Source organism: Shewanella sp. H8 (assembly GCF_040285065.1).
GTDB lineage: Bacteria > Pseudomonadota > Gammaproteobacteria > Enterobacterales > Shewanellaceae > Shewanella > Shewanella polaris.
Genome location: NZ_CP157213.1, coordinates 629205 through 649230 on the forward strand (window position 1 = coordinate 629205; position 20026 = coordinate 649230).

General features: G+C 41.1%; 15 protein-coding genes. 9 read left to right on the forward strand and 6 right to left on the reverse strand.

Going from position 1 to position 20026, the window contains the following annotated elements:
- Window positions 1-14: 14 nt before the first annotated feature.
- The 5 genes from ABIS04_RS02700 to serA form a co-directional block, all read right to left on the reverse strand.
- Window positions 15-1151, reverse strand: coding sequence for a lipocalin-like domain-containing protein (locus ABIS04_RS02700; RefSeq protein ID WP_350432511.1), 1137 nt, complete (start codon window positions 1149-1151; stop codon window positions 15-17).
- Window positions 1148-3736, reverse strand: coding sequence for an ABC transporter permease (locus tag ABIS04_RS02705; RefSeq protein WP_350432512.1), 2589 nt, complete (start codon window positions 3734-3736; stop codon window positions 1148-1150). The genes ABIS04_RS02700 and ABIS04_RS02705 overlap by 4 nt, the downstream gene beginning before the upstream one ends.
- 3 nt (window positions 3737-3739) lie before the next feature.
- A complete protein-coding gene (locus ABIS04_RS02710; protein ID WP_350432513.1) occupies window positions 3740-4444 on the reverse strand; it encodes an ABC transporter ATP-binding protein in 705 nt (234 codons plus the stop codon).
- 134 nt (window positions 4445-4578) lie between these two features.
- Complete coding sequence (gene ygfZ, locus ABIS04_RS02715; protein ID WP_350432514.1) at window positions 4579-5541, reverse strand: tRNA-modifying protein YgfZ; 963 nt, start codon at window positions 5539-5541, stop codon at window positions 4579-4581.
- 166 nt (window positions 5542-5707) lie between these two features.
- Window positions 5708-6937 carry a phosphoglycerate dehydrogenase gene (gene serA, locus ABIS04_RS02720; RefSeq protein ID WP_350432515.1) on the reverse strand — a complete coding sequence of 410 codons (1230 nt, stop codon included), beginning with the start codon at window positions 6935-6937 and terminating at the stop codon, window positions 5708-5710.
- A 187-nt stretch (window positions 6938-7124) separates the two neighbouring features.
- Here serA and ABIS04_RS02725 point away from each other — a divergent pair, with 187 nt between their 5' ends.
- From ABIS04_RS02725 to katB, 5 genes are all read left to right on the forward strand, one after another.
- Window positions 7125-7745 carry a DUF2238 domain-containing protein gene (locus ABIS04_RS02725; protein ID WP_140233258.1) on the forward strand — a complete coding sequence of 207 codons (621 nt, stop codon included), beginning with the start codon at window positions 7125-7127 and terminating at the stop codon, window positions 7743-7745.
- A gap of 477 nt (window positions 7746-8222) precedes the next feature.
- The gene (locus ABIS04_RS02730) at window positions 8223-8891 is read left to right on the forward strand and encodes a response regulator transcription factor (RefSeq protein WP_350432516.1); all 669 of its coding nucleotides are present in this window, start codon (window positions 8223-8225) and stop codon (window positions 8889-8891) included.
- 346 nt (window positions 8892-9237) lie between these two features.
- The gene (locus ABIS04_RS02735; RefSeq protein ID WP_137223113.1) at window positions 9238-9675 is read left to right on the forward strand and encodes a PaaI family thioesterase; all 438 of its coding nucleotides are present in this window, start codon (window positions 9238-9240) and stop codon (window positions 9673-9675) included.
- A 219-nt stretch (window positions 9676-9894) separates the two neighbouring features.
- Entirely contained in the window at window positions 9895-10137 is a 243-nt protein-coding gene (locus ABIS04_RS02740) for a YgjV family protein (RefSeq protein ID WP_137223111.1), read from the forward strand.
- A gap of 262 nt (window positions 10138-10399) precedes the next feature.
- Entirely contained in the window at window positions 10400-11860 is a 1461-nt protein-coding gene (katB, locus tag ABIS04_RS02745) for a catalase KatB (RefSeq protein WP_350432517.1), read from the forward strand.
- 156 nt (window positions 11861-12016) lie between these two features.
- Here the strand turns inward: katB and ABIS04_RS02750 are convergent, their stop codons facing one another.
- On the reverse strand, window positions 12017-13498 hold the full coding sequence (locus ABIS04_RS02750; protein WP_350432518.1) for a CYTH domain-containing protein: 1482 nt from the start codon (window positions 13496-13498) through the stop codon (window positions 12017-12019).
- Between the two features lie 236 nt (window positions 13499-13734).
- Here ABIS04_RS02750 and ABIS04_RS02755 point away from each other — a divergent pair, with 236 nt between their 5' ends.
- From ABIS04_RS02755 to putA, 4 genes are all read left to right on the forward strand, one after another.
- Window positions 13735-14415, forward strand: a complete 681-nt coding sequence (locus tag ABIS04_RS02755; RefSeq protein WP_137223105.1) for a TIGR00153 family protein — start codon at window positions 13735-13737, stop codon at window positions 14413-14415.
- A gap of 25 nt (window positions 14416-14440) precedes the next feature.
- Entirely contained in the window at window positions 14441-15709 is a 1269-nt protein-coding gene (locus ABIS04_RS02760) for an inorganic phosphate transporter (protein WP_137223103.1), read from the forward strand.
- Window positions 15710-15848: 139 nt separating this feature from the next.
- The gene (locus ABIS04_RS02765; protein ID WP_350432519.1) at window positions 15849-16430 is read left to right on the forward strand and encodes a TIGR04211 family SH3 domain-containing protein; all 582 of its coding nucleotides are present in this window, start codon (window positions 15849-15851) and stop codon (window positions 16428-16430) included.
- A gap of 383 nt (window positions 16431-16813) precedes the next feature.
- On the forward strand, window positions 16814-20008 hold the full coding sequence (putA, locus tag ABIS04_RS02770; RefSeq protein WP_350432520.1) for a bifunctional proline dehydrogenase/L-glutamate gamma-semialdehyde dehydrogenase PutA: 3195 nt from the start codon (window positions 16814-16816) through the stop codon (window positions 20006-20008).
- Window positions 20009-20026 lie beyond the last annotated feature (18 nt).

The window sequence follows — 20026 nt, forward strand, 5'->3', positions numbered from 1 at the left end:
CTTTGTAGGTATGGTTAATATCCAGTTAGCTCCATATAACCTTGTCCTTGGTGGCTGCCTTTAATGGTAATTGGGCCTTCCCAGTATGCGGTTGATACCAGCATGTCACTGTTTGGATTCAGTGCTTGAGTTGTTACATCTACCCCTTCGCTGTTAATACGTAAACGCCAAGCGATAGGGTGGTTACCTAATGCAGTTTGTTGCCATTGGCTTGGCTCCATTGATATATCATTAGGGTTATCTTTACTGTTGATATTGCGGCCACTCCCATCGGCAAACATTCTTCTGCCACTGTAAAAGTGGTCATCGTCAGTTGCTCCGCGCAGTCTAAACATCATGAGTGTTGAGTTATCGTCTAAACGCAGTGAAAACCAGTCCCAGCCTTGTTGGGCTTTGGTTAAAAATTGTGAGCTCCACTCGCGGTCTAGCCAAGCTTTACCAGTGACATGTTCGGTAATACCGTGACGGGTTATATCTCCAGAAACATCAATAAAAGGTTGGCTGTAGTAATAAGACGCCACGCTTTTATCTGCACTTTTACTGCTATAGCCTTGTTTGCCTTGTAATTGCAGAGGTTGTTGGCTATTAAGCTGAAGTTGATAACTAAATTGTTCACCCACTACTTTCAATGTGGCAGGAAACAGCTTGTCTGATTGGCTTAACCATTGCCAGTTTTGTAAATGTACTTGGAATGGCTGGGGGTCTACTCCGGCAAGTTGTGGCTTCGCGCGTGACCATTTTTCAGCAAGTAAGTGTTCACTTTTAGTAGTCACAGCCGCATGGGCCATATAAAGCTGATTAGTTGCCCAGCTGTTTTTTGCGGGTGCTTGAGCATCTGTTGGCGGTGAAAGTGCAATCCTAAATTGAGTCCACTGCACGCCAACATCTTCACCAGTTGATGTCGTTAAATTAGCGGTTAAATACCACCACTCAATTTTAAAGTCATCGTGGGCTAAATGATCTTGTGGAAATTGAAGGGTTTTACCTTCCATAACCTTGCTATAACCATCGGAAGAGCCTGTTGACATACTGCTAATGGTTGACTGTTTTTTACCAAGTGCTTGTGGCGGCGAACAAGCTGATACTAAGGTAGTCAGGGTAAAAGCGATTAAACTGAAACTGAGCACTTTTTTGAACGAAAAAGAGATCATAGTGCTTCCTGTTGTAAGCTGGATATTAATGGTTTTCGAGTTTGCCAATATAAGGGTAAACACACGGCGAATAAGCAGCTCACTACCGTAATCATCACCACTTGAAAATATGCGCCCCAATCCCACACCATAGCGATACTCCACCCAAATGCCTGTAATGTGACTTTATGAATTAATAAATAGCCAAGTAATGCGCCAGTGGGTAAAGCCACCAAGCAGGTTAACAGCACGATAAATAACATTTGTACCAATACCATGAAACGTAATTGATTACGGCTGACGCCTAAGGCATATAAGCGTGCCAAAGGGGCTTGTCGAGCTTGTGTCAACATCATGCAGGCACTGAACAAACCTATGGCCGCTACCAGTAACGTTAAGCTATTAAGCACTACAGTGATTGAGAATGTCTTATTAAATATGTTAATCGCTTCCGTTTTAATCCGCTGCTGGCTGTACATATAAGCGGAAGACAAATTGATTTTCTGGCTAATGTTGTTTTGTAGTGACGTGATATCCCCTTGGTAGGATACCGCTAAACTAATAGGTTTGGCGGGTAACTTATATTGCTGCCATAACGATTGAGTAATAATGGCTTCGCCTTGAGGGTTACCGTAATCGTAATAAATAGCGCCAATGGTTAAATGGTGTTGGTCAAATTGTGATAGTTGAACCTTGTCGCCTATATCGAGTTGGTATTTTATCGATAATGGTTCACTGATCATCACGCTTTCACCAGACGTGAATGTTGGCCAAAAATCATCGGCCGTTATTTTAAAGACGGTTGTTTCAGTTAGCGACAAATGGTCACGACTAACAAGGTGAATGGGCACTTGTGTTTGCGGTGTTGTAATTCGATTGAGGTGGCTATCTATAGTCCATTGATCATAAATGGCTTCAACCTTGGGATCTTGCTTTAATAAAATAGTTAGCGCATCGATTTGATTAGGATTGGGTCTAATGTATAAATCGGCATGTAAACGGGCATCGAGCCATTTTTTCAAGGTAATTTCAAAGCTACCAACTAGGGTATTCATGGCAATATTGGCACACAACGCTAACAACATGGCCATCATAGCAAGGGCGAGCGGGGCAATGATTTCTTTGGTTTCGGCTATCACATATTGCCAAAGTCCTTTAGGCATCAATGGGCTGAGTACGTTTACCGCCCAATGTAGACATTGTGGTAATAGCAATGGAATAGCGACTGAAAGAATACCCAATAACACTAAGCTATGGCGATATTCCTCGGTAAAGGCAAATGCGACAGTACAGATCAATAATAGCAGCGCTGCGATAACAAATTGTCGCCAATGGATAATATTGAATCGTTGGTTTTGCGGCTGTTTTTGAGCCCCTTGGGCTAATGGGGTGTTTATAAGGCTGAACAACATCGGAATGCAAGCTGCGAAGGCTGCTGACAAGGTCAATACAAGCGCCTGAACAAACCATTGCCATTGCCAGATACCAGGTAATAGCTTAGCCCCATAAAGCTGTTCAAGTGTTATCGCGACCATAGGTTGCAACCACTGCGACAACTGCAAACCAACAATAAAGCCCAATACACAACCCACAAACACTAAGATGAGTATTTCAAGGCTTAAGGCAAGCATCACCGTGCGCCTATCGAGTCCTTGCTGCATGATTTGCACCAGCAGTTTTTGACGCTTCATTAAGCTGTAGCGTACCCCGTTGTAAGCAATAAATAATCCAACCACAAAGGCTAACATGCTCATGGCATCGAGATTAAGGTGAAAGCTGGCTGTTAGGGCGGTTAGCGATTCACCTTCACGAGTTTGAGTAGTGAAATTCAGTTTGCTGGTATCAATGCCAGCTTGAGTTAGGGTATCTGTTAACCGAGCGATAAGCTGCTCATCGGATTCAGCCGTATCTGCGGAGCTAGAGCCAAAAACGGCAATGTAACTTAGCTTCCCTTGCATATTAAGCAAGGGTTGGGCTAGTGATATGTCAGCCAACAAAGCCGAGCCCAGCCCCCAACTATCATCGATGACAATGATTTCAAGGGGCATGCCATTTAAGGTTATGCTATTCGATTGATTGGTGACGTTACTAATGCGATCGCGTTGGCTTGTCGACATCAATACCTTAGGCTTACCGCCGATTAACTCGGCAAGTGGAATATTAGTCGACGTTATTTTGGTAGAGGAATGCGATGAGTTTGAGTCATTATCTTGCTGCTTACGACTGCTGATTGCCGCAATAATATCGCTACTATTAACGCGCCATAGTCTCCCTTGTTCGTCGGTTGCGATCCCTTCAATACTGGCAATAGTATTGAAGCCTGCGTTAGCTAATACAAAGTAAACCGACTCATCAATACTGCCTTGTGTACTGTGGCTAATGGATAAGCGTGCTTGCTGACTGAGTAACTCTGATACATTGCCATAGCTTTGTTTGGCATTTTCATTGGTTGCATAAACACCAATCAATAATGTTACCGCCAGCATAATGCCTAACAAAATGGCACTGGCTTGTAGCGGTGCATGCCGGTAATGACTGGCGAATAAACGCAAGCATAAACTTAAGCGCTTTATTGCTGAGAAGTACGATGATGAGGCGGTCATCATGCTCTAACCCTGCAGCTTTTTGTCGATAGGGTTAACGACAATCTGTTGATTTTCAACATGCCAACGGTGTTGCATAAACGCTGCGCATTGCTCGCTATGGGTGACCATTAAGATACAACAATTAGCTTGCTGGGCTATGTCTGTGAGTAATTGCATCACCTGCATGCCTGCGTGTTGGTCGAGATTACCTGTGGGTTCATCTGCCAAAATTAACTGCGGTTTATGGGCTAATGCCCTGGCAATCGCCACTCTTTGTTGTTGCCCACCAGAGAGATTTTCAACGTTACGGTCGAGTAATGCAGTTAATCCGAGCTGGTGGCATAATTCATCACACCAAGTGCTCCAAGTTAATTGATTTAACGCGAGTGAAAATTGAATGTTGTCACGGACATTTAATGGTGTAAGTAAGTTAAATTGTTGAAATACCACCCCAAGTGACTGACGTCGATATTGGCTCCACTGTTTATCTTGCCATTGCGATACCGAGCGCATGCTATCACCTTGGCGGATCAACATGTCGCCACTGTCGATGGTTTCAAAGCCACCAATGATATTAAGTAAAGTACTTTTCCCGCTGCCACTAGGGCCTGTGAGTGCAATCGTTTGACCTTGCTGCAGGGTAAGGTTTACTTGTTGTAGTACTGGATGAAATGACTCACCATCACGAAACCCTTTACTGATGTTCTCTAAGGTGACGATGCTTGTCATAGTCGCTCCATCTTTTAATAAACTGACTTAACTGAGTAATGTTATCAATAATATACGCGATATAAGTGGTTTTTGTTCAAAAATAAAAAAAGCGAACCAATGGCTCGCTTAATTTAAGTAAAACAATGAATTAATTACTCATCAATAAGTGAATAAGGTAATTCAATAATTGATAACTGTGAACTTTCATCTTCGGCAACACGCAGTTGAACGCTATTTTCAGTATCATTAGGCAGTACAGCCGTCAGTAATACCTTATCGCCATATTGGACGCACTCAATAATATTACCACCACGGCGGAAACCGTCTTCAAGGGCAATTTCTAATTGTGTGTCAGTGCTGATATTTTTGCTGCTGGTGCCAGACAAAATATATAACGCACGCTTATTGCCACCGCGGTATTTCATCCGAGCAATCGTTTCTTGGCCCATGTAACAGCCCTTGGTAAAGCTAATGCCATTAATGGCTTGCAGATTACACATTTGTGGTACGTACTGACCAGAATGAGCGGCATCGATGTTTGGATAACCGGCTTTAATTTCTAATGCTTGCCATGCACTTGCATCAAACAACGTTTGTCCAGACTGGCTGATGATGGTTTCTGCTGCCGCATTGTGAATAATGGCAATAAAGCGCTCGTTATCACGAATAATCACACCTTGTTCTACAAGATTGAGTGCTTGTGATACATCACCAAAATGCTCAGTAACAAAGGCTTGGGCTTCTGTTCCGGCAATCCCGATTATTTGATAGTCATTGCTGACATCCGCTAGCTCAGCTTTACTAAATACGGCGTATTTTTGTAACTGAGGTAAATCTAGACTTAAGGTGCTTTTCGGCAGCAACATAAATAGGCTATCGCCCATTGCAAATGTACGGAAACTGGCCAGCATTTTACCTTTAGGATCACAATGCGCGCCCCATTTCCATTGGTCAGCAGTTAATGAAGTCATGTCTGTGGTGACTTGGCCATGAATAAAGCTGCGGCCTTGCTCGCCGGTGATTTCAATTAATCCCATATGAGTCAAACTAGATAACATTAATGCAGGAGACGTGGCGATGAAATCCCAATCTGGTTGGTTTACTGAAATGGTCATAACTATCCCTAACGTGAGAATAAGACGGTATAGTTTGGAGTGTAACGGATTAATAGAATACTCAACAGGGGGAGAAGGCTTTAAAGCCAAGAAAAAAGCTACCTTGTGAACAAGATAGCTTTTTAAATAACATCATTAATTCGAATTAATTACTTACTCAGCCAACTTAAAACAATACCCGCGCACGGATGGTGCCTTCAATGGATTTTAATTCAACTAATGCTTCTTCAGCTTGATCAGAATCCACTTCCATTACCACATAACCAATCTCTGCAGTGGTCTGTAGATATTGAGCGGCAATGTTAATGTGTTTCTCTGAAAATGCTTGGTTGATTTTGATCAACACACCAGGACGGTTTTGGTGAATGTGCAATAAGCGTGAGGTACCGCTATGTTGTGCTAAAGACACTTCTGGGAAATTAACGGCTGACAAAGTAGAACCATTGTCAGAGTATTTTACCAGCTTGCCTGCAACTTCAATCCCGATATTTTGTTGGGCTTCAGCTGTACTGCCACCAATATGTGGTGTGAGCAACACATTGTCTAAACCACGTAATGGTGTAATAAACTCATCATCATTGGATTTAGGTTCAACGGGGAACACATCAATCGCTGCACCTGCAAGATGTTCAGATTTTAGCGCTTGAGCTAAGTCTTCAATATCGACTACGGTACCGCGTGAGGCATTGATAAAAAAGCTGCCTTGACGCATTTGGGCAAATTGAACCTTAGCAAACATATCTTTAGTTTGTGGTGTTTCCGGCACATGCAGACTGACGACATCTGCTTGAGACAATAACTCGTCCATAGAATGAATTTGAGAAGCATTACCTAACGGTAATTTGTCTTCAATATCAAAGAAAATCACTCTCATGCCTAACGTTTCAGCCAAAATACCCAGCTGAGTGCCAATATGACCATAACCGATCACACCTAATGTTTTACCACGCACTTCAACACTGCCATTTGCGCTTTTTAACCAACCGCCACGATGCGAGATAGCATTACGCTGTGGAATGCCACGCATAAGCATAATGATTTCGCCAATAACCAATTCAGCAACACTTCGAGTATTAGAAAAGGGCGCGTTGAATACCGGAATACCCAATTTCTCGGCAGTGGCTAAATCGACTTGGTTGGTACCGATACAAAAACAGCCGATGGCAACCAGCTTTTCTGCATGATGTAGTACTTCTGCAGTAATTTGAGAGCGGGAGCGTAATCCAACAAAGTGAGCATCTTTAATTGATGCAAGTAAAGCATCTTCACCTAGCGAGGCTTTATGATATTCAATGTTGGTATAACCTGCTCGTTCTAGTACATCAACCGCAGTTTGGTGGACGCCTTCCAACAGCAGGATTTTGATCTTATCCTTGTCAAGCGAGTGTTTCGCCATGATATGGGTACCCTCTTATCATTAAATGATACTTATGCTAATACTAATGCATTAGCCAATAGTTATGATATAAATGCGGACTTGCGAAGCATTATCAAAGTAGCACTTTTTTAAGCGCTTGTGGAGGGCTAGATGGCTAAAGTTAATATTCTAAATTTAGAACAATATCACAAATGAGGGATTTATATTGAATAACAAGATGTTATGGTGCGTAGTTTATCTATTTGTGTTGATATGGTCGGTCAGTAATCCAAAAGATATGTTTACTTGGTGGTTGGAAGCTATTCCCGCATTAATCGCCTTACCAATATTGTTTTTTAGTCGTAAAAGCTTTCCTCTGACCACCTTAGCCTATGTACTTATTTTAGTGCATTGCTGTGTGCTATTTGTGGGCGCTCGGTACACCTATGCGGAAGTGCCATTGTTTGATTGGCTGGCACAAGTGATGGGCAGTGATAGAAATAATTACGATAAATTAGGGCATTTTGCCCAAGGTTTTGTACCTGTTATATTGGCTCGAGAAATTTTTATCCGTAAGCAAGTAATACAAATTGGTGCTTGGTGTCAGTTTTTATCGGTATGTTTTGTGTTGGCATTCTCTGCTTTTTATGAATTAGTTGAATGGTGGGTAGCCATTGCTACTGGCGAAAATGCTGAGGCGTTTTTGGGCACACAAGGGTATGTTTGGGATACTCAATCTGATATGTTTTTAGCATTGATTGGTGGGATTTGCGGGGTTTTATTGCTCTCATCATTACATAATAAGCAAATAGCGGCCAAAATGCTGATTAAACAAAGTTCCGTTTAATGTTAATGGTTGAACTTGTGTTATCACAAGTTCGGCTATTTTGTTGTTTGTATAGAATTGTTGTTTTTATAGATAATTGTTTGAGCGAGTAGATAGTATGAGCTTATCAGTCTTAAGCTAATGATAAAGTCTATGCAGCGTCAGTCAAATTTACTATTAATACTTTAGACTGATAAAATAGCCATGATAACTAGCAAATTTTTACTATGCTTGCAGTATAAAATAGTTTTTATAATAAAAACTGTTATTGAGAAGTGATTTATCGTCATGTTCATATGTGTAGATATTTACTTCACGATATTAAGAGCATCATAATTATCCAAATAAAGCGCTCTAATATAATAACAAAAAGTACATTATCTGCTTAGCCAATGCTTAAAAGCTAGTCAACGTATTTTTTTGCGTACCATATGTAGGTAACTTCAGGATGTGCTCAAGGTATGTTGAGCAAGAAAGTACTTTTCAGGGAGAAGAGTGATGAGTTCAAATATTGATGAATTGGTGTTCGTACACCAAGTTGCTGCACCTTGCCATTTAGCTATTTTGGCTGAATCTATTGGATTAAATACCCGAATCGTTAAACATGCCGCAGATCTTGAACTAGACAAAAAATCCAATAATTTTTATTTTGTCTCACAAAAAGGTGCAGCCCTAGACAATAAGGGTATTCCATTACTGGTATCGCGTTTGGTGGCACATGTCCCAGTTGCCTTATATCAAGTTGAGCGTGGGTCACTTGATCAAGAATCAGCACTGCTTTTAGGCGTGCGTGGTTTATTGTACAGTGATCAACGCATGGACTTAATGCTGACGGGTTTACGTAAAATGGTTTCCGACGAATTGTGGTATGACCGTCCTTTGATCAGTAAAATTTTTAGACGTTTGGTTCAACAATTAGACACTAATATTGATATTCCCACCGATACTGTCGCTATTCTCCAAAAACTCACAACTCGAGAGCGTACTATTATTCAACTTGTTTCCAGTGGCGCACGCAATAAAGAAATTGCTCAACGTTTGTGTATTAGTGAGCATACTGTGAAAGCCCATATTTCCTCTATTTTCCGTAAAACAGAGTCTCGTAATCGTGTAGAATTATTGCTATGGGCACAAACTTATCAAAGTCATTGTGAATTGGTGAGTTAGTATGCTGGATGTATTATCCAATAACGACATTAGGAGATAGACTCCATTCTGGCTGGTTTCAAAGCTCTTTATGCTTCGTTAGATATTTTTAAAATACGTCTGCACGGTCTATTTTTTTCCATAAAAATAAGACATTCCCACCCTCTATGGAGGTCAGATATTGGAGGGTGAGTAACGCAGTAGCTTGTTACCGAGAATCACTATTCGCTTCAATCATCTGCCTTGCTTACAGCACTTTGAACTCCCGCTGAAAGATCACATATTTAATAGGATTGGTATAGCTTTTAAAAGCTTAAGCTAATTAGTACACTGAGATTACTAACTATAATAAAGATGGATATTAATAATGAGTATTTGGTTTAACACTGTCACTTTAGAAGATTGTGCTCGCTTAGATGCTGGGATGCACGGAAAGGGCACCTTAATGCAAACATTAGGGATTAAGATTACCGAAATTGGTGATGATTATATGGTTGCTACCATGCCTGCTAACCCAGCTGTACATAATCCACTAGGGATAGTTCACGGCGGTGCAAACGTCGCTTTAGCGGAAACCGTAGCCAGTTATGCCGCTAACTTTGTGGTCGACTTTAACCGTTACTATTGTGTAGGCCAAGAAATCAACGCCAATCATTTAAAAGCATCGCGAAATGGTGAGTTAACGGCAACGGCTAAACCAGTGCACTTAGGAAAACGCAGTTCGGTTTGGGAAATTTTGATCCGTAATAGTGCTGGTGAGTTATGTTGTATTTCACGTATGACTGCAGCAGTGGTTGAGCGATAAACTATAATGGATACTAGAAATAAATAAGCCTTATAATCAACGATAGAGCAACGTTTTTACCTTGTTGATTTTGTACTATGTAAGGCGAAGTATTTATTTAGTCCGTTCGAATATGTCTATAGATACGTTAAGTAAAAAGTTATGTCTCCTATTAATTGGTTTTGCTTAACGACGTTGCTCGCTTGCATTGGATGTAGCATATCAATATAAGGAAAATCCATGGATAGTATCAACATCTGGGAATGGGTAGGGTATTTAGCCTCTGTGGTTGTAGCAATTTCGCTGATGATGTCCAACATAAAGAAACTACGCTGGTGGAACTTACTTGGTGCTGGGTTGTTTGTGGCTTATGGTTTGGCTATTGATGCTATTCCAGTGGCACTGGTTAACTTTTTTATTGTGTTAATTGATGCTTATTATTTGGTTAAGTTATATCGCGATCCGCCCTCACCACCAGAGTAATTAATCCGTTTATTAAAAAAGCCAAAATGAAAATTTTGGTTTTTTTATTGTCTGCGTCTACTCGTAATCTGTTTTTCCAATTACTGATAAGATTTAGTATCTGTTTTTTAGGTTGTGGTTATCTATTTTAATCGTTTTTAATAATTGAACAGAGCTTCTATTATGTCTCCATCGAGTGATGAATTGAGTGAGGAAAATCATCATGGCAACAGTTTACGACTTAATTGAGCAGTGGTTAGAAGACCGCGCATAGGAGCAACAAATGAATCAAGGTAATTATTTAACCAGCCAAAATGGCGCCCCAGTAGCAGATGATCAAAATTCAATCTCGGCTGGTGAACGTGGTCCTCTGCTTTTACAAGATTGGCATTTAATTGAAAAGCTGGCTCACTTTAATCGTGAACGCATTCCTGAACGCGTGGTTCATGCTAAAGGAACTGGCGTATACGGTACATTTACACTAACTAAAGATTTAAGTGAATTTACCATAGCAGATCATTTTAATGGCGTAGGCAAACAAACAGAAACGTTTATACGCTTCTCTACGGTAGGGGGCGAAATGGGCTCCGCTGATGCAGAGCGTGACCCACGTGGTTTTGGATTACGTTTTTATACTGCTCGTGGTAACCATGATATTGTCGGTAATAACACGCCAACATTCTTTATCCGTGATGGTATTAAGTTTCCTGATTTTATTCATACTCAAAAACGTCACCCACAAACCAATGTAAAAGATCCACAAGCGATGTGGGACTTTTGGTCGCTAAATCCTGAGTCGATGCATCAGGTGACTATTTTGATGTCTGACCGTGGTATACCGGCTAACTATAGACAAATGCACGGTTATGGTTCGCATACGTTCTCGTTCTGGAATGCCAAAGGCGAACGTTTTTGGGTTAAGTTCCACTTTAAGTCACAGCAAGGCGTAGTGAATTTAACTGGTGAACAAGCGGATATACTTAAAGGGATCGATCCTGACTCATCACAACGTGACATGGTAGCCGCTATTACTGATGCTAATTTCCCACGTTGGACTGTGAATGTACAAATTATGCCAGAAGCAGATGCCAATACTTACGCCATTAATCCGTTTGATTTGACCAAAGTATGGCCGCACAGTGATTATCCGTTGATTGAAGTGGGTGTACTTGAGTTAAATCGATTACCACAAAATTACTTTGCTGAAGTGGAGCAAGTCGCATTAGCCCCGAGTAACTTAGTGCCAGGAGTAGGGGCATCGCCAGACAAAATGTTGCAAGCTCGCTTGTTTTCTTATGCTGATGCGCAGCGTTATCGTATTGGAACTAATTATAATCAGTTACCAGTAAACTGCCCACATGCCACGAAAGCTAATCATCATCAACGTGCGGGGGCAATGGCAGGAACACAGTGTCCTTACCAAGGTAGCCAAACTGGTGGTGATGCGAGTGTGAATTATGGTCCAAATACTCAGGCACCATTAACCGAAGTCGGTGATTTCGCCGAGCCGCCATTACGTTTAGAAGGTGAAGCTGCACGGTATAGTCGCTATAACCAAGATGATTATACTCAAGCGGGTAATCTTTATCGTATTTTTAGTGACGATGAGAAAAATCGTTTAGTAGAAACAATTGTGGGTTCGCTAAGTCAGACGACCCTAGATGTTCAACAAAAAATGGTTGATCACTTCACTAAAGCGGATGTTGATTACGGTCGACGTGTGAAGCAGGCGTTAGTCAAATAATAGTTGTTTTGTTAAGACGTAACCGCCAGTTTATGCGTTAACGTTATAGATTGGGTTATTAAAAAAAACAGGAAGATAATCATTATCTTCCTGTTTTTATATCAATCATTTGTAGATTTAACAGCGTTTAATTTGCTAGTGCTTTAGCGTTTATATTTACCAATAAATCGGGGCTTTTAAGGCACTTTTACGTGAGTGTTCCATGGCAAATAATAGACTGGTTTCTTTGTTGTCTAACCAAGCCTCAATATTAAGTTGATGCTGCTCACCAAGGATCCTTAATATTTTATACGCAGACAGAGTGCTAATCCCTAATGCTAAATCTTGCCAAGGTGCCCGAAAAGTCTCACGCTTTTTAGCTTGATACATTTCTCCATAAGCAAACCCCACTAAAATACTTTCATCCAAGGCTTCTGCAACATATTGGTAATCTACGCTGTTCATTTCAGATATTATGGGCATTGAATTACCAATACGTTTCCAAGAGGCTTGTTGTAACTGGTTGGCAAATAGGCTCAATTCAGGATAATCATGCCATTGAAGTTGGCCATTTTCTGTGCGTAATAGTAAGTTGACTAAGGCTAATTGTAATTGACCATACTCAGGCTGTTGCCATATTTCGCCTAGTTGAGTTGATATAGACATTGAGTTGATGTGGTTTTGTAGTTGTTGGCAAACGAGAGACTTATTATTGATGTTGCCAAGCTGATTGCCATCGTCTCGTAACAATAAACTACAACTTTGCAGTGGGCCAACGAATTGTAGTGCGTGCTCAAGCTTATCAAATAATGGGCTAATGTGTTGATTGAGTAATCCAAATTGATCTAGCGTCAGCCTAAGTAAGCGCACGCAACGACGTAATTTTGCCCATAGTATTGATTGTTGTTGTAAATCCGTTGCCGTTGTTAAGTTATTTTCTATTAATTGCCAACGCTCAAGAGCAGTTTCTAATATCGTGCTAAATGTTTGCGCTAAATTATTATCTTTAGACAGTGCGATATAATCAATATTTTCGATGCGGACGGGTTGTGACTTACCTGCCAGTTGATACCCACGCTGTGCTTTACTGGCTTTACCTAGGCGCAACGGTACAGACTTAACCACTTCTGTAGCAAGTATTAACAACGCAGAAGTATCACCAGCAAGTAGTTCAAATTCGAGTTCGCATATAGGATCAACTCTATCCTGAGCAATGATTTCACCAACATCTAATGCAACTTCAATAAGACTATCGTTGATAAAAATATGCCAAGTTTGACGCTGAAAATTAGTTTCAAAAATACACGCTAACGATGTCGATACACTTTCCAGATCATTGCCTATTGGCCAAATTTCTTTAGGGAAAAGTGACAAGTTCGGTGTTTTATGATCAATACTGACATTATATTCTGGGCGTGAATGGATCCCGCCAACAACCCTACCTGCTGTTTTTATAGTCTGTTCGAGCTGATTATCGAATCCTCTTACTCTTAATCCCATATCCCAACGGCGCAGTTGTAAATCATCGGTATCGAAATATCCATTGGTGAGTTTCTTCTGACCTTGCGGGGTCGAATTAGGGTAGTTATTCAATACTTTTTTCAATAAATCATGATGTTGTGATTGAATGAATAGTTTTAACTCTATTTCTGCGTCCATTGACTTTATGTTTGCCTTGTCATTAAATATTCACTAATGCGTCATATTATCTTCACAATGTCACATTGCTGTAATAAAAATCTCTTAGGATAGCGTCGCTCGCATCATATATACTGAGCAACGATAACAGAGAAACTGTCGTGCGAAATTAAAAAACACAGTTTCATTATGTGGACGCTTGGGTTAACATGCGCCCGCTTTTTCCAAACTGGAATTAATTAAATAGGTAAACGGCAATGCCAGTAAACTCTATTTTAGGTGTGTTTGCAAAATCACCTCTTAAACCTTTAGAACAGCATATCGACAAAGTACATGAGTGCGCAGTACTTCTTGTTCCTTTTTTTGACGCAACCAATTCAGGCGACTGGGATGAAGCGATCAAAATACGCAAACAAATTAGTTTGCTGGAAAATGAAGCGGATTCACTTAAACGTGAAATTCGCCTGACACTTCCTGGTGGGCTATTCATGCCCGTTGAACGTACTGACTTGCTTGAGTTATTAACTCAACAGGACAAAATTGCCAATAAGGCAAAAGACATCTCTGGTCGAATTATCGGCCGTCAATTAGTACTTCCTCAACCTATGCAAGATGCCTTTGGTGCTTATTTAAAGCGTTGTTTAGATGCAGTGTCTTTAGCTAAACGAGCGATTAACGAACTTGATGATTTACTCGAAACAGGTTTCCGTGGTCGTGAAGTTAAGCTAGTTGCCAATATGATCACTGAATTAGATCTTATCGAAGGTGATTCTGACGATTTACAAATTCAATTGCGTCGACAATTGTACGCATTAGAATCTGAATTAAATCCGATAGATGTCATGTTCATGTATAAAATTATCGAGTGGGTTGGAGGTTTAGCAGATCTTGCTGAGTGTGTCGGTTCCCGCCTAGAGCTAATGCTAGCTCGTAACTAATCACAAAAGTTTTCAAGGAAACAACATGGTTGATGTATTAGTCACCAACGGCCCTATACTTATTATGATAGCGGCTGCATTTGGATTTTTGATGGCATGGGGAATTGGTGCAAACGACGTTGCCAATGCAATGGGGACCTCTGTGGGTTCTAATGCCATTACCATTAAACAAGCGATTATTATTGCAATGATCTTTGAGTTCTCCGGTGCTTTTTTAGCCGGTGGTGAAGTCACGAGTACGATTCGAAAAGGTATTATAGACGCGAGTTATTTTGTTGATTCGCCAGAGTTGTTGGTATACGGCATGATTGGTTCGTTACTTGCTGCTGGTATTTGGTTAGTGGTAGCGTCTGCGTTAGGTTGGCCGGTTTCAACAACCCATTCAATTATCGGTGCTATTGTTGGTTTTGCCGCTGTAGGAGTTAGTGCCGATGCTGTTGAATGGGGGAAAGTTGGCGGTATTATTGGCTCTTGGGTTGTTACACCTGCTATTTCGGGTTTTATTGCTTTTATCATTTTTCAAAGTGTTCAAAAGCTCATTTTTAATACCGATGATCCGTTAGCGAGCGCTAAACGTTATGTGCCTTTTTACATGGCATTAGCAGGCTTTGTGATGTCACTAGTGACGATTACCAAAGGCTTAAAGCATGTTGGCATACATTTTTCAGCTCTAGAAGGTTATCTGTTAGCTACAGCAGTGGCGGCTGTAGTCGGTATACTAGGTAAAATAGCGATTAGTCGATTAAAAATGAGCGACAAATCTGACCTAAAAACCCAATACGGTAATGTTGAAAAAGTATTTGCTATTTTAATGGTGGTAACTGCGTGCTGTATGGCATTTGCCCATGGTTCAAACGACGTTGCTAACGCGATTGGTCCTTTAGCTGCAGTGGTTTCTGTGGTTGAAAGTGGCGGAATTATTGGTGCGAAGGCTGTTTTGGCCTGGTGGATTTTACCACTTGGTGCTGTCGGTATTGTGTTAGGTCTGGCTATCTTTGGTCAGCGTGTAATGCAAACTATTGGTAAAAACATTACTCATTTAACCCCAAGCCGTGGTTTTGCTGCTGAATTAGCTGCCGCATCGACTGTGGTTATTGCTTCTGGTACTGGTTTGCCTATCTCGACAACACAAACCTTAGTTGGTGCTGTGTTGGGTGTGGGGATGGCCCGTGGTATTGCGGCAATTAATATTGGCGTTGTACGGAATATAGTTGTGTCTTGGGTTGTTACCTTACCTGCTGGTGCAGCATTATCAATTTTATTCTTCTTCATTATCAAAAACATTTTCAGTTAATTTAATGAAGATATAATAAAGTTTTCGTAAAATGTGAACGTTAAATGCATTTAAGAAGGAAGTCATATGACTTCTTTCTTGCATTCAGAGCATTTAATAAATAGCATGACAATAAGTTTTCTGAGTTTGGATAAATACAGTGTTAAGAGTACTTTCAATCTTTATATTTATACTCGCATCAACAAGCGTGTTTGCGGCAGAATCACCAACGCGTTTTATTTCTGATGATGTGTTTACCTATATTCACGGTGGACCAGGTACAGAGTTTCGTATTATCGGTAGTGTTGAAGCGGGTCAACCGATTACGCTTTTGGACAATACTGAAGGTGATTTCACCCAAATTATTGATCACAAAGGTCGTGAAGGCTGGGTTTTAGCCAGTTTAGTGACTGATCAGCCTACCTTTCGTGAACGCCTGCCAGAGATGGAAGCGCAACTGAAGCAGGCTAATGATCAATTGAATCAAATTACCAATAATACTGGCAATGTAGAAGAATCTTTAAAACTGGCTAATGATAAGGTTGCTGAGTTACAAGCTGCATTATCTGAAGCGGTTAAAGAACGCGATCAAACCGAGTTAAAAGTACAACAAGCGGCTGATAATAAGCGTTACCAAATGTGGCAACAAGGCGGTTTAATTGGTGGTATTGGTGCATTGATTGGTATTGTATTAGTGTATTTACCTCGACCGCAGCACCGTAAGAAAAATCGCTGGATGTAACATCGTTTATTATGACCAGATTAATGTCATTAATATGAACACTTAAAGGCCAACTATTCAAACGTTGGTCTTTTTTTTTGCTTTTTTTTACAGAATAAAAATAATGACGTTTATACAGGATTGTAGATTGGTAATAGTTATTACTTAACATTAGGTTATAAGTATTTCCCCCTTATGTGTAATACCTGCCATAGCATGTTGCCTTTAGCTGGTTCAATGATATTAATCAAACGATTAACATCATTTTTTATACTATAGTGTCCAAGCTCACATTTTGAAGGTATAATCGCCGAAAATCAGATCGTACATTGTATACAAAATAAAATATTCGTGAATACAGTGTCCATTAAACATCGATACATACCATCCCTAACCTGACCTAGATGGAAGCGAATACTATGTTCAAAGCGAGTGAAGTACTGGGCGGTCGCTATGACAATGCCACTCTTGAAGAACTGTTTACTGCAGTGACCAACAACTATATTGTCGATGAAGAACAATACCTATCTGAATTAATTAAACTTGTGCCTTCGTCAGAACAAGATATTGAACAAGTGACTCGTCGTGCCCATGAGCTTGTAAGCAAAGTTCGTCAGTTTGAAAAAAAAGGTCTTATGGTGGGTATTGATGCATTTTTGCAGCAATACAGCTTAGAAACGAAAGAAGGCATTATTTTAATGTGCTTGGCTGAAGCCTTGCTGCGTATTCCTGATGCTGAAACCGCGGATGCGCTCATTCAAGATAAGCTGTCTGGTGCTAAATGGGATGAACATCTTAATCATAGTGGTTCACTTCTGGTTAATGCCTCGACATGGGGATTAATGTTAACAGGTCGAATTGTAAAATTAGATCGTAACGTTGACGGTACGCCAAGCAACTTACTTAAACGTCTGGTTAATCGCATCGGCGAACCTATGATCCGACAAGCGATGCTTGCGGCCATGAAGATTATGGGTAAACAGTTTGTGTTAGGGCGCGATGTTAAAGAAGGGCTTAAAAATAGCGACGCTAAACGCAAGCTAGGTTATACCCACAGCTATGACATGTTAGGTGAAGCTGCATTAACCGCCAACGATGCGCAAAAATACTTTATGGATTACAGCGAAGCTATTCGTGATATTGGTGCCCAGCAATATGATGACTCTGATTCGCCAAGACCGACTATTTCAATCAAGTTATCTGCACTACATCCTCGTTATGAAGTTGCTAACGAGGACCGCGTACTAAGCGAATTGTACGGCACTGTTATTAAGTTGATTGTACAAGCGCGTGAACTCAATATCGGCATTTCCATCGATGCAGAAGAAGTCGATCGTCTTGAGTTATCACTGAAATTATTTAAGCAACTTTATCAGTCAGAAGCCGCTAAGGGCTGGGGCTTATTAGGCATTGTGGTGCAAGCTTATTCTAAGCGTTGTTTACCGGTGTTGTGTTGGTTGACGCGTCTTGCAAAAGACCAAGGTGATGAAATTCCACTGCGCTTAGTAAAAGGCGCTTACTGGGACAGCGAGCTTAAATGGGCACAACAAGCTGGCGAAGCCGGTTACCCACTTTATACCCGCAAAGCGGGCACTGATGTGTCTTACTTGGCTTGTGCACGTTATTTGCTGTCTGATGCTACTCGTGGCGCTATTTACCCTCAATTTGCCACCCATAATGCTCAGACCGTCGCCAGTATAGATGCTATGGCCGGCGACAGGTTATACGAATTCCAACGTTTGCATGGTATGGGTCAAGAGCTTTACGACACCATGCTTGCTGAAAGCGGTGCTAAAGCGGTGCGTATTTATGCCCCCATTGGTGCTCATAAAGATTTACTGCCGTATTTGGTCCGTCGCTTACTTGAAAACGGTGCTAATACCTCATTTGTGCATAAACTGGTGGACCCTAATACGCCAATAGACAGTTTGGTCATTCACCCATTAGTGACGCTACTCGGTTATAAATCGTTAGCTAACCATCAAATTGCTCAACCTGCTGATATTTTTGGTGCAGAACGTAAGAACTCTAAAGGACTAAACATGAACATTATTTCTGAATCAGAGCCATTTTTTGCAGCATTAGACAAATTTAGTAATACCCAGTGGACAGCGGGTCCATTAGTAAACGGTAAAACCTTAACGGGTGAAGTGCAAACCGTTGTTAGTCCATACGATACGTCATTAACAGTAGGCAAAGTGGCTTTTGCAGATGCAAACGCTATTGAACAAGCCATTGCCGGCGCAGATGCGGCTTTTGGTGGTTGGGCACGCACACCTGTTGAGACTCGTGCTAATACACTACAGAAATTAGCTGATTTATTGGAAGAAAATAGTGAAGAGCTGATTGTGTTATGTACTCGAGAAGCGGGTAAAAGTATTCAAGACGGTATTGATGAAGTGCGTGAAGCGGTAGATTTTTGTCGCTATTATGCCGTACAAGCTAAGAAAATGATGGCTCAACCAGAATTGCTTCCTGGCCCAACAGGCGAGTTAAACGAGTTGTTTTTACAAGGGCGCGGCATTTTTGTGTGTATTAGTCCATGGAACTTCCCATTAGCGATTTTCCTCGGTCAAGTTTCAGCAGCACTTGCTGCAGGTAATACCGTTATTGCAAAGCCTGCAGAGCAAACTTGTTTAGTGGGTTATCGTGCAGTGCAACTGGCACATGAAGCCGGTATTCCTACCGATGTATTACAGTTTTTACCCGGCACTGGTGCTGTTGTTGGTTCTGTAATCACCGCTGATGAACGTATTGGTGGTGTGTGCTTTACTGGCTCGACCGGTACCGCTAAATTGATTAATCGCACTTTGGCAAACCGTGATGGCGCAATTATTCCATTAATCGCGGAAACCGGTGGTCAAAATGCCATGGTGGTTGATTCAACATCACAACCAGAACAAGTGGTAAACGATGTGGTTTCTTCATCGTTTACTAGCGCTGGCCAACGTTGTTCGGCACTGCGAGTATTGTTCTTACAAGAAGATATAGCAGATCGAGTGATTGAAGTCATGAAAGGTGCTATGGAGCAATTAGTGATAGGCAATCCTAGTTCGGTTAAAACCGATGTAGGCCCTGTAATTGATGCCACTGCAAAAGCGAATTTAAATGCACATATCGATCATATCTGCCAAGTCGGTAAACTCATCAATAAGCTTGAGTTACCTGCGGGCACTGAAAAGGGGCATTTTGTCGCACCAACAGCGGTAGAGATCAATTCGATAAAAATGCTAGAAAAAGAACACTTTGGGCCTATTCTGCATGTTATCCGTTATAAAGCGGCTGACTTAGGTAACGTCATTGATGAAATCAATAGTACTGGATTCGGTTTAACCTTAGGTATTCATAGCCGTAATGAAGGGCATGCGTTGTCGCTTGCTGATAAAGTAAATGTGGGTAACGTGTATATTAATCGAAATCAAATTGGTGCAGTGGTTGGCGTACAGCCATTTGGTGGTCAAGGGTTATCAGGTACGGGACCTAAAGCGGGTGGTCCACATTATTTAACTCGTTTTGTGACCGAAAAAACGCGCACGAATAACATTACTGCTATTGGTGGCAATGCTACCTTGTTGTCGTTAGGTGATGCTGACGAGTAACGTCATTTTTTTCATATT

Bases quoted from the DNA above. Each gene is read 5' to 3' on its own strand.
- ABIS04_RS02740 (WP_137223111.1), top strand. From the start codon at position 9,895: ATGGATAGTATCAACATCTGGGAATGGGTAGGGTATTTAGCCTCTGTG.
- putA (WP_350432520.1), top strand. From the start codon at position 16,814: ATGGAAGCGAATACTATGTTCAAAGCGAGTGAAGTACTGGGCGGTCGC.
- ygfZ (WP_350432514.1), bottom strand. From the start codon at position 5,541: ATGACCATTTCAGTAAACCAACCAGATTGGGATTTCATCGCCACGTCT.
- ABIS04_RS02760 (WP_137223103.1), top strand. From the start codon at position 14,441: ATGGTTGATGTATTAGTCACCAACGGCCCTATACTTATTATGATAGCG.
- ABIS04_RS02700 (WP_350432511.1), bottom strand. From the start codon at position 1,151: ATGATCTCTTTTTCGTTCAAAAAAGTGCTCAGTTTCAGTTTAATCGCT.
- ABIS04_RS02755 (WP_137223105.1), top strand. From the start codon at position 13,735: ATGCCAGTAAACTCTATTTTAGGTGTGTTTGCAAAATCACCTCTTAAA.
- ABIS04_RS02730 (WP_350432516.1), top strand. From the start codon at position 8,223: ATGAGTTCAAATATTGATGAATTGGTGTTCGTACACCAAGTTGCTGCA.
- ABIS04_RS02705 (WP_350432512.1), bottom strand. From the start codon at position 3,736: ATGATGACCGCCTCATCATCGTACTTCTCAGCAATAAAGCGCTTAAGT.
- ABIS04_RS02750 (WP_350432518.1), bottom strand. From the start codon at position 13,498: ATGGACGCAGAAATAGAGTTAAAACTATTCATTCAATCACAACATCAT.
- katB (WP_350432517.1), top strand. From the start codon at position 10,400: ATGAATCAAGGTAATTATTTAACCAGCCAAAATGGCGCCCCAGTAGCA.
- serA (WP_350432515.1), bottom strand. From the start codon at position 6,937: ATGGCGAAACACTCGCTTGACAAGGATAAGATCAAAATCCTGCTGTTG.
- ABIS04_RS02735 (WP_137223113.1), top strand. From the start codon at position 9,238: ATGAGTATTTGGTTTAACACTGTCACTTTAGAAGATTGTGCTCGCTTA.
- ABIS04_RS02710 (WP_350432513.1), bottom strand. From the start codon at position 4,444: ATGACAAGCATCGTCACCTTAGAGAACATCAGTAAAGGGTTTCGTGAT.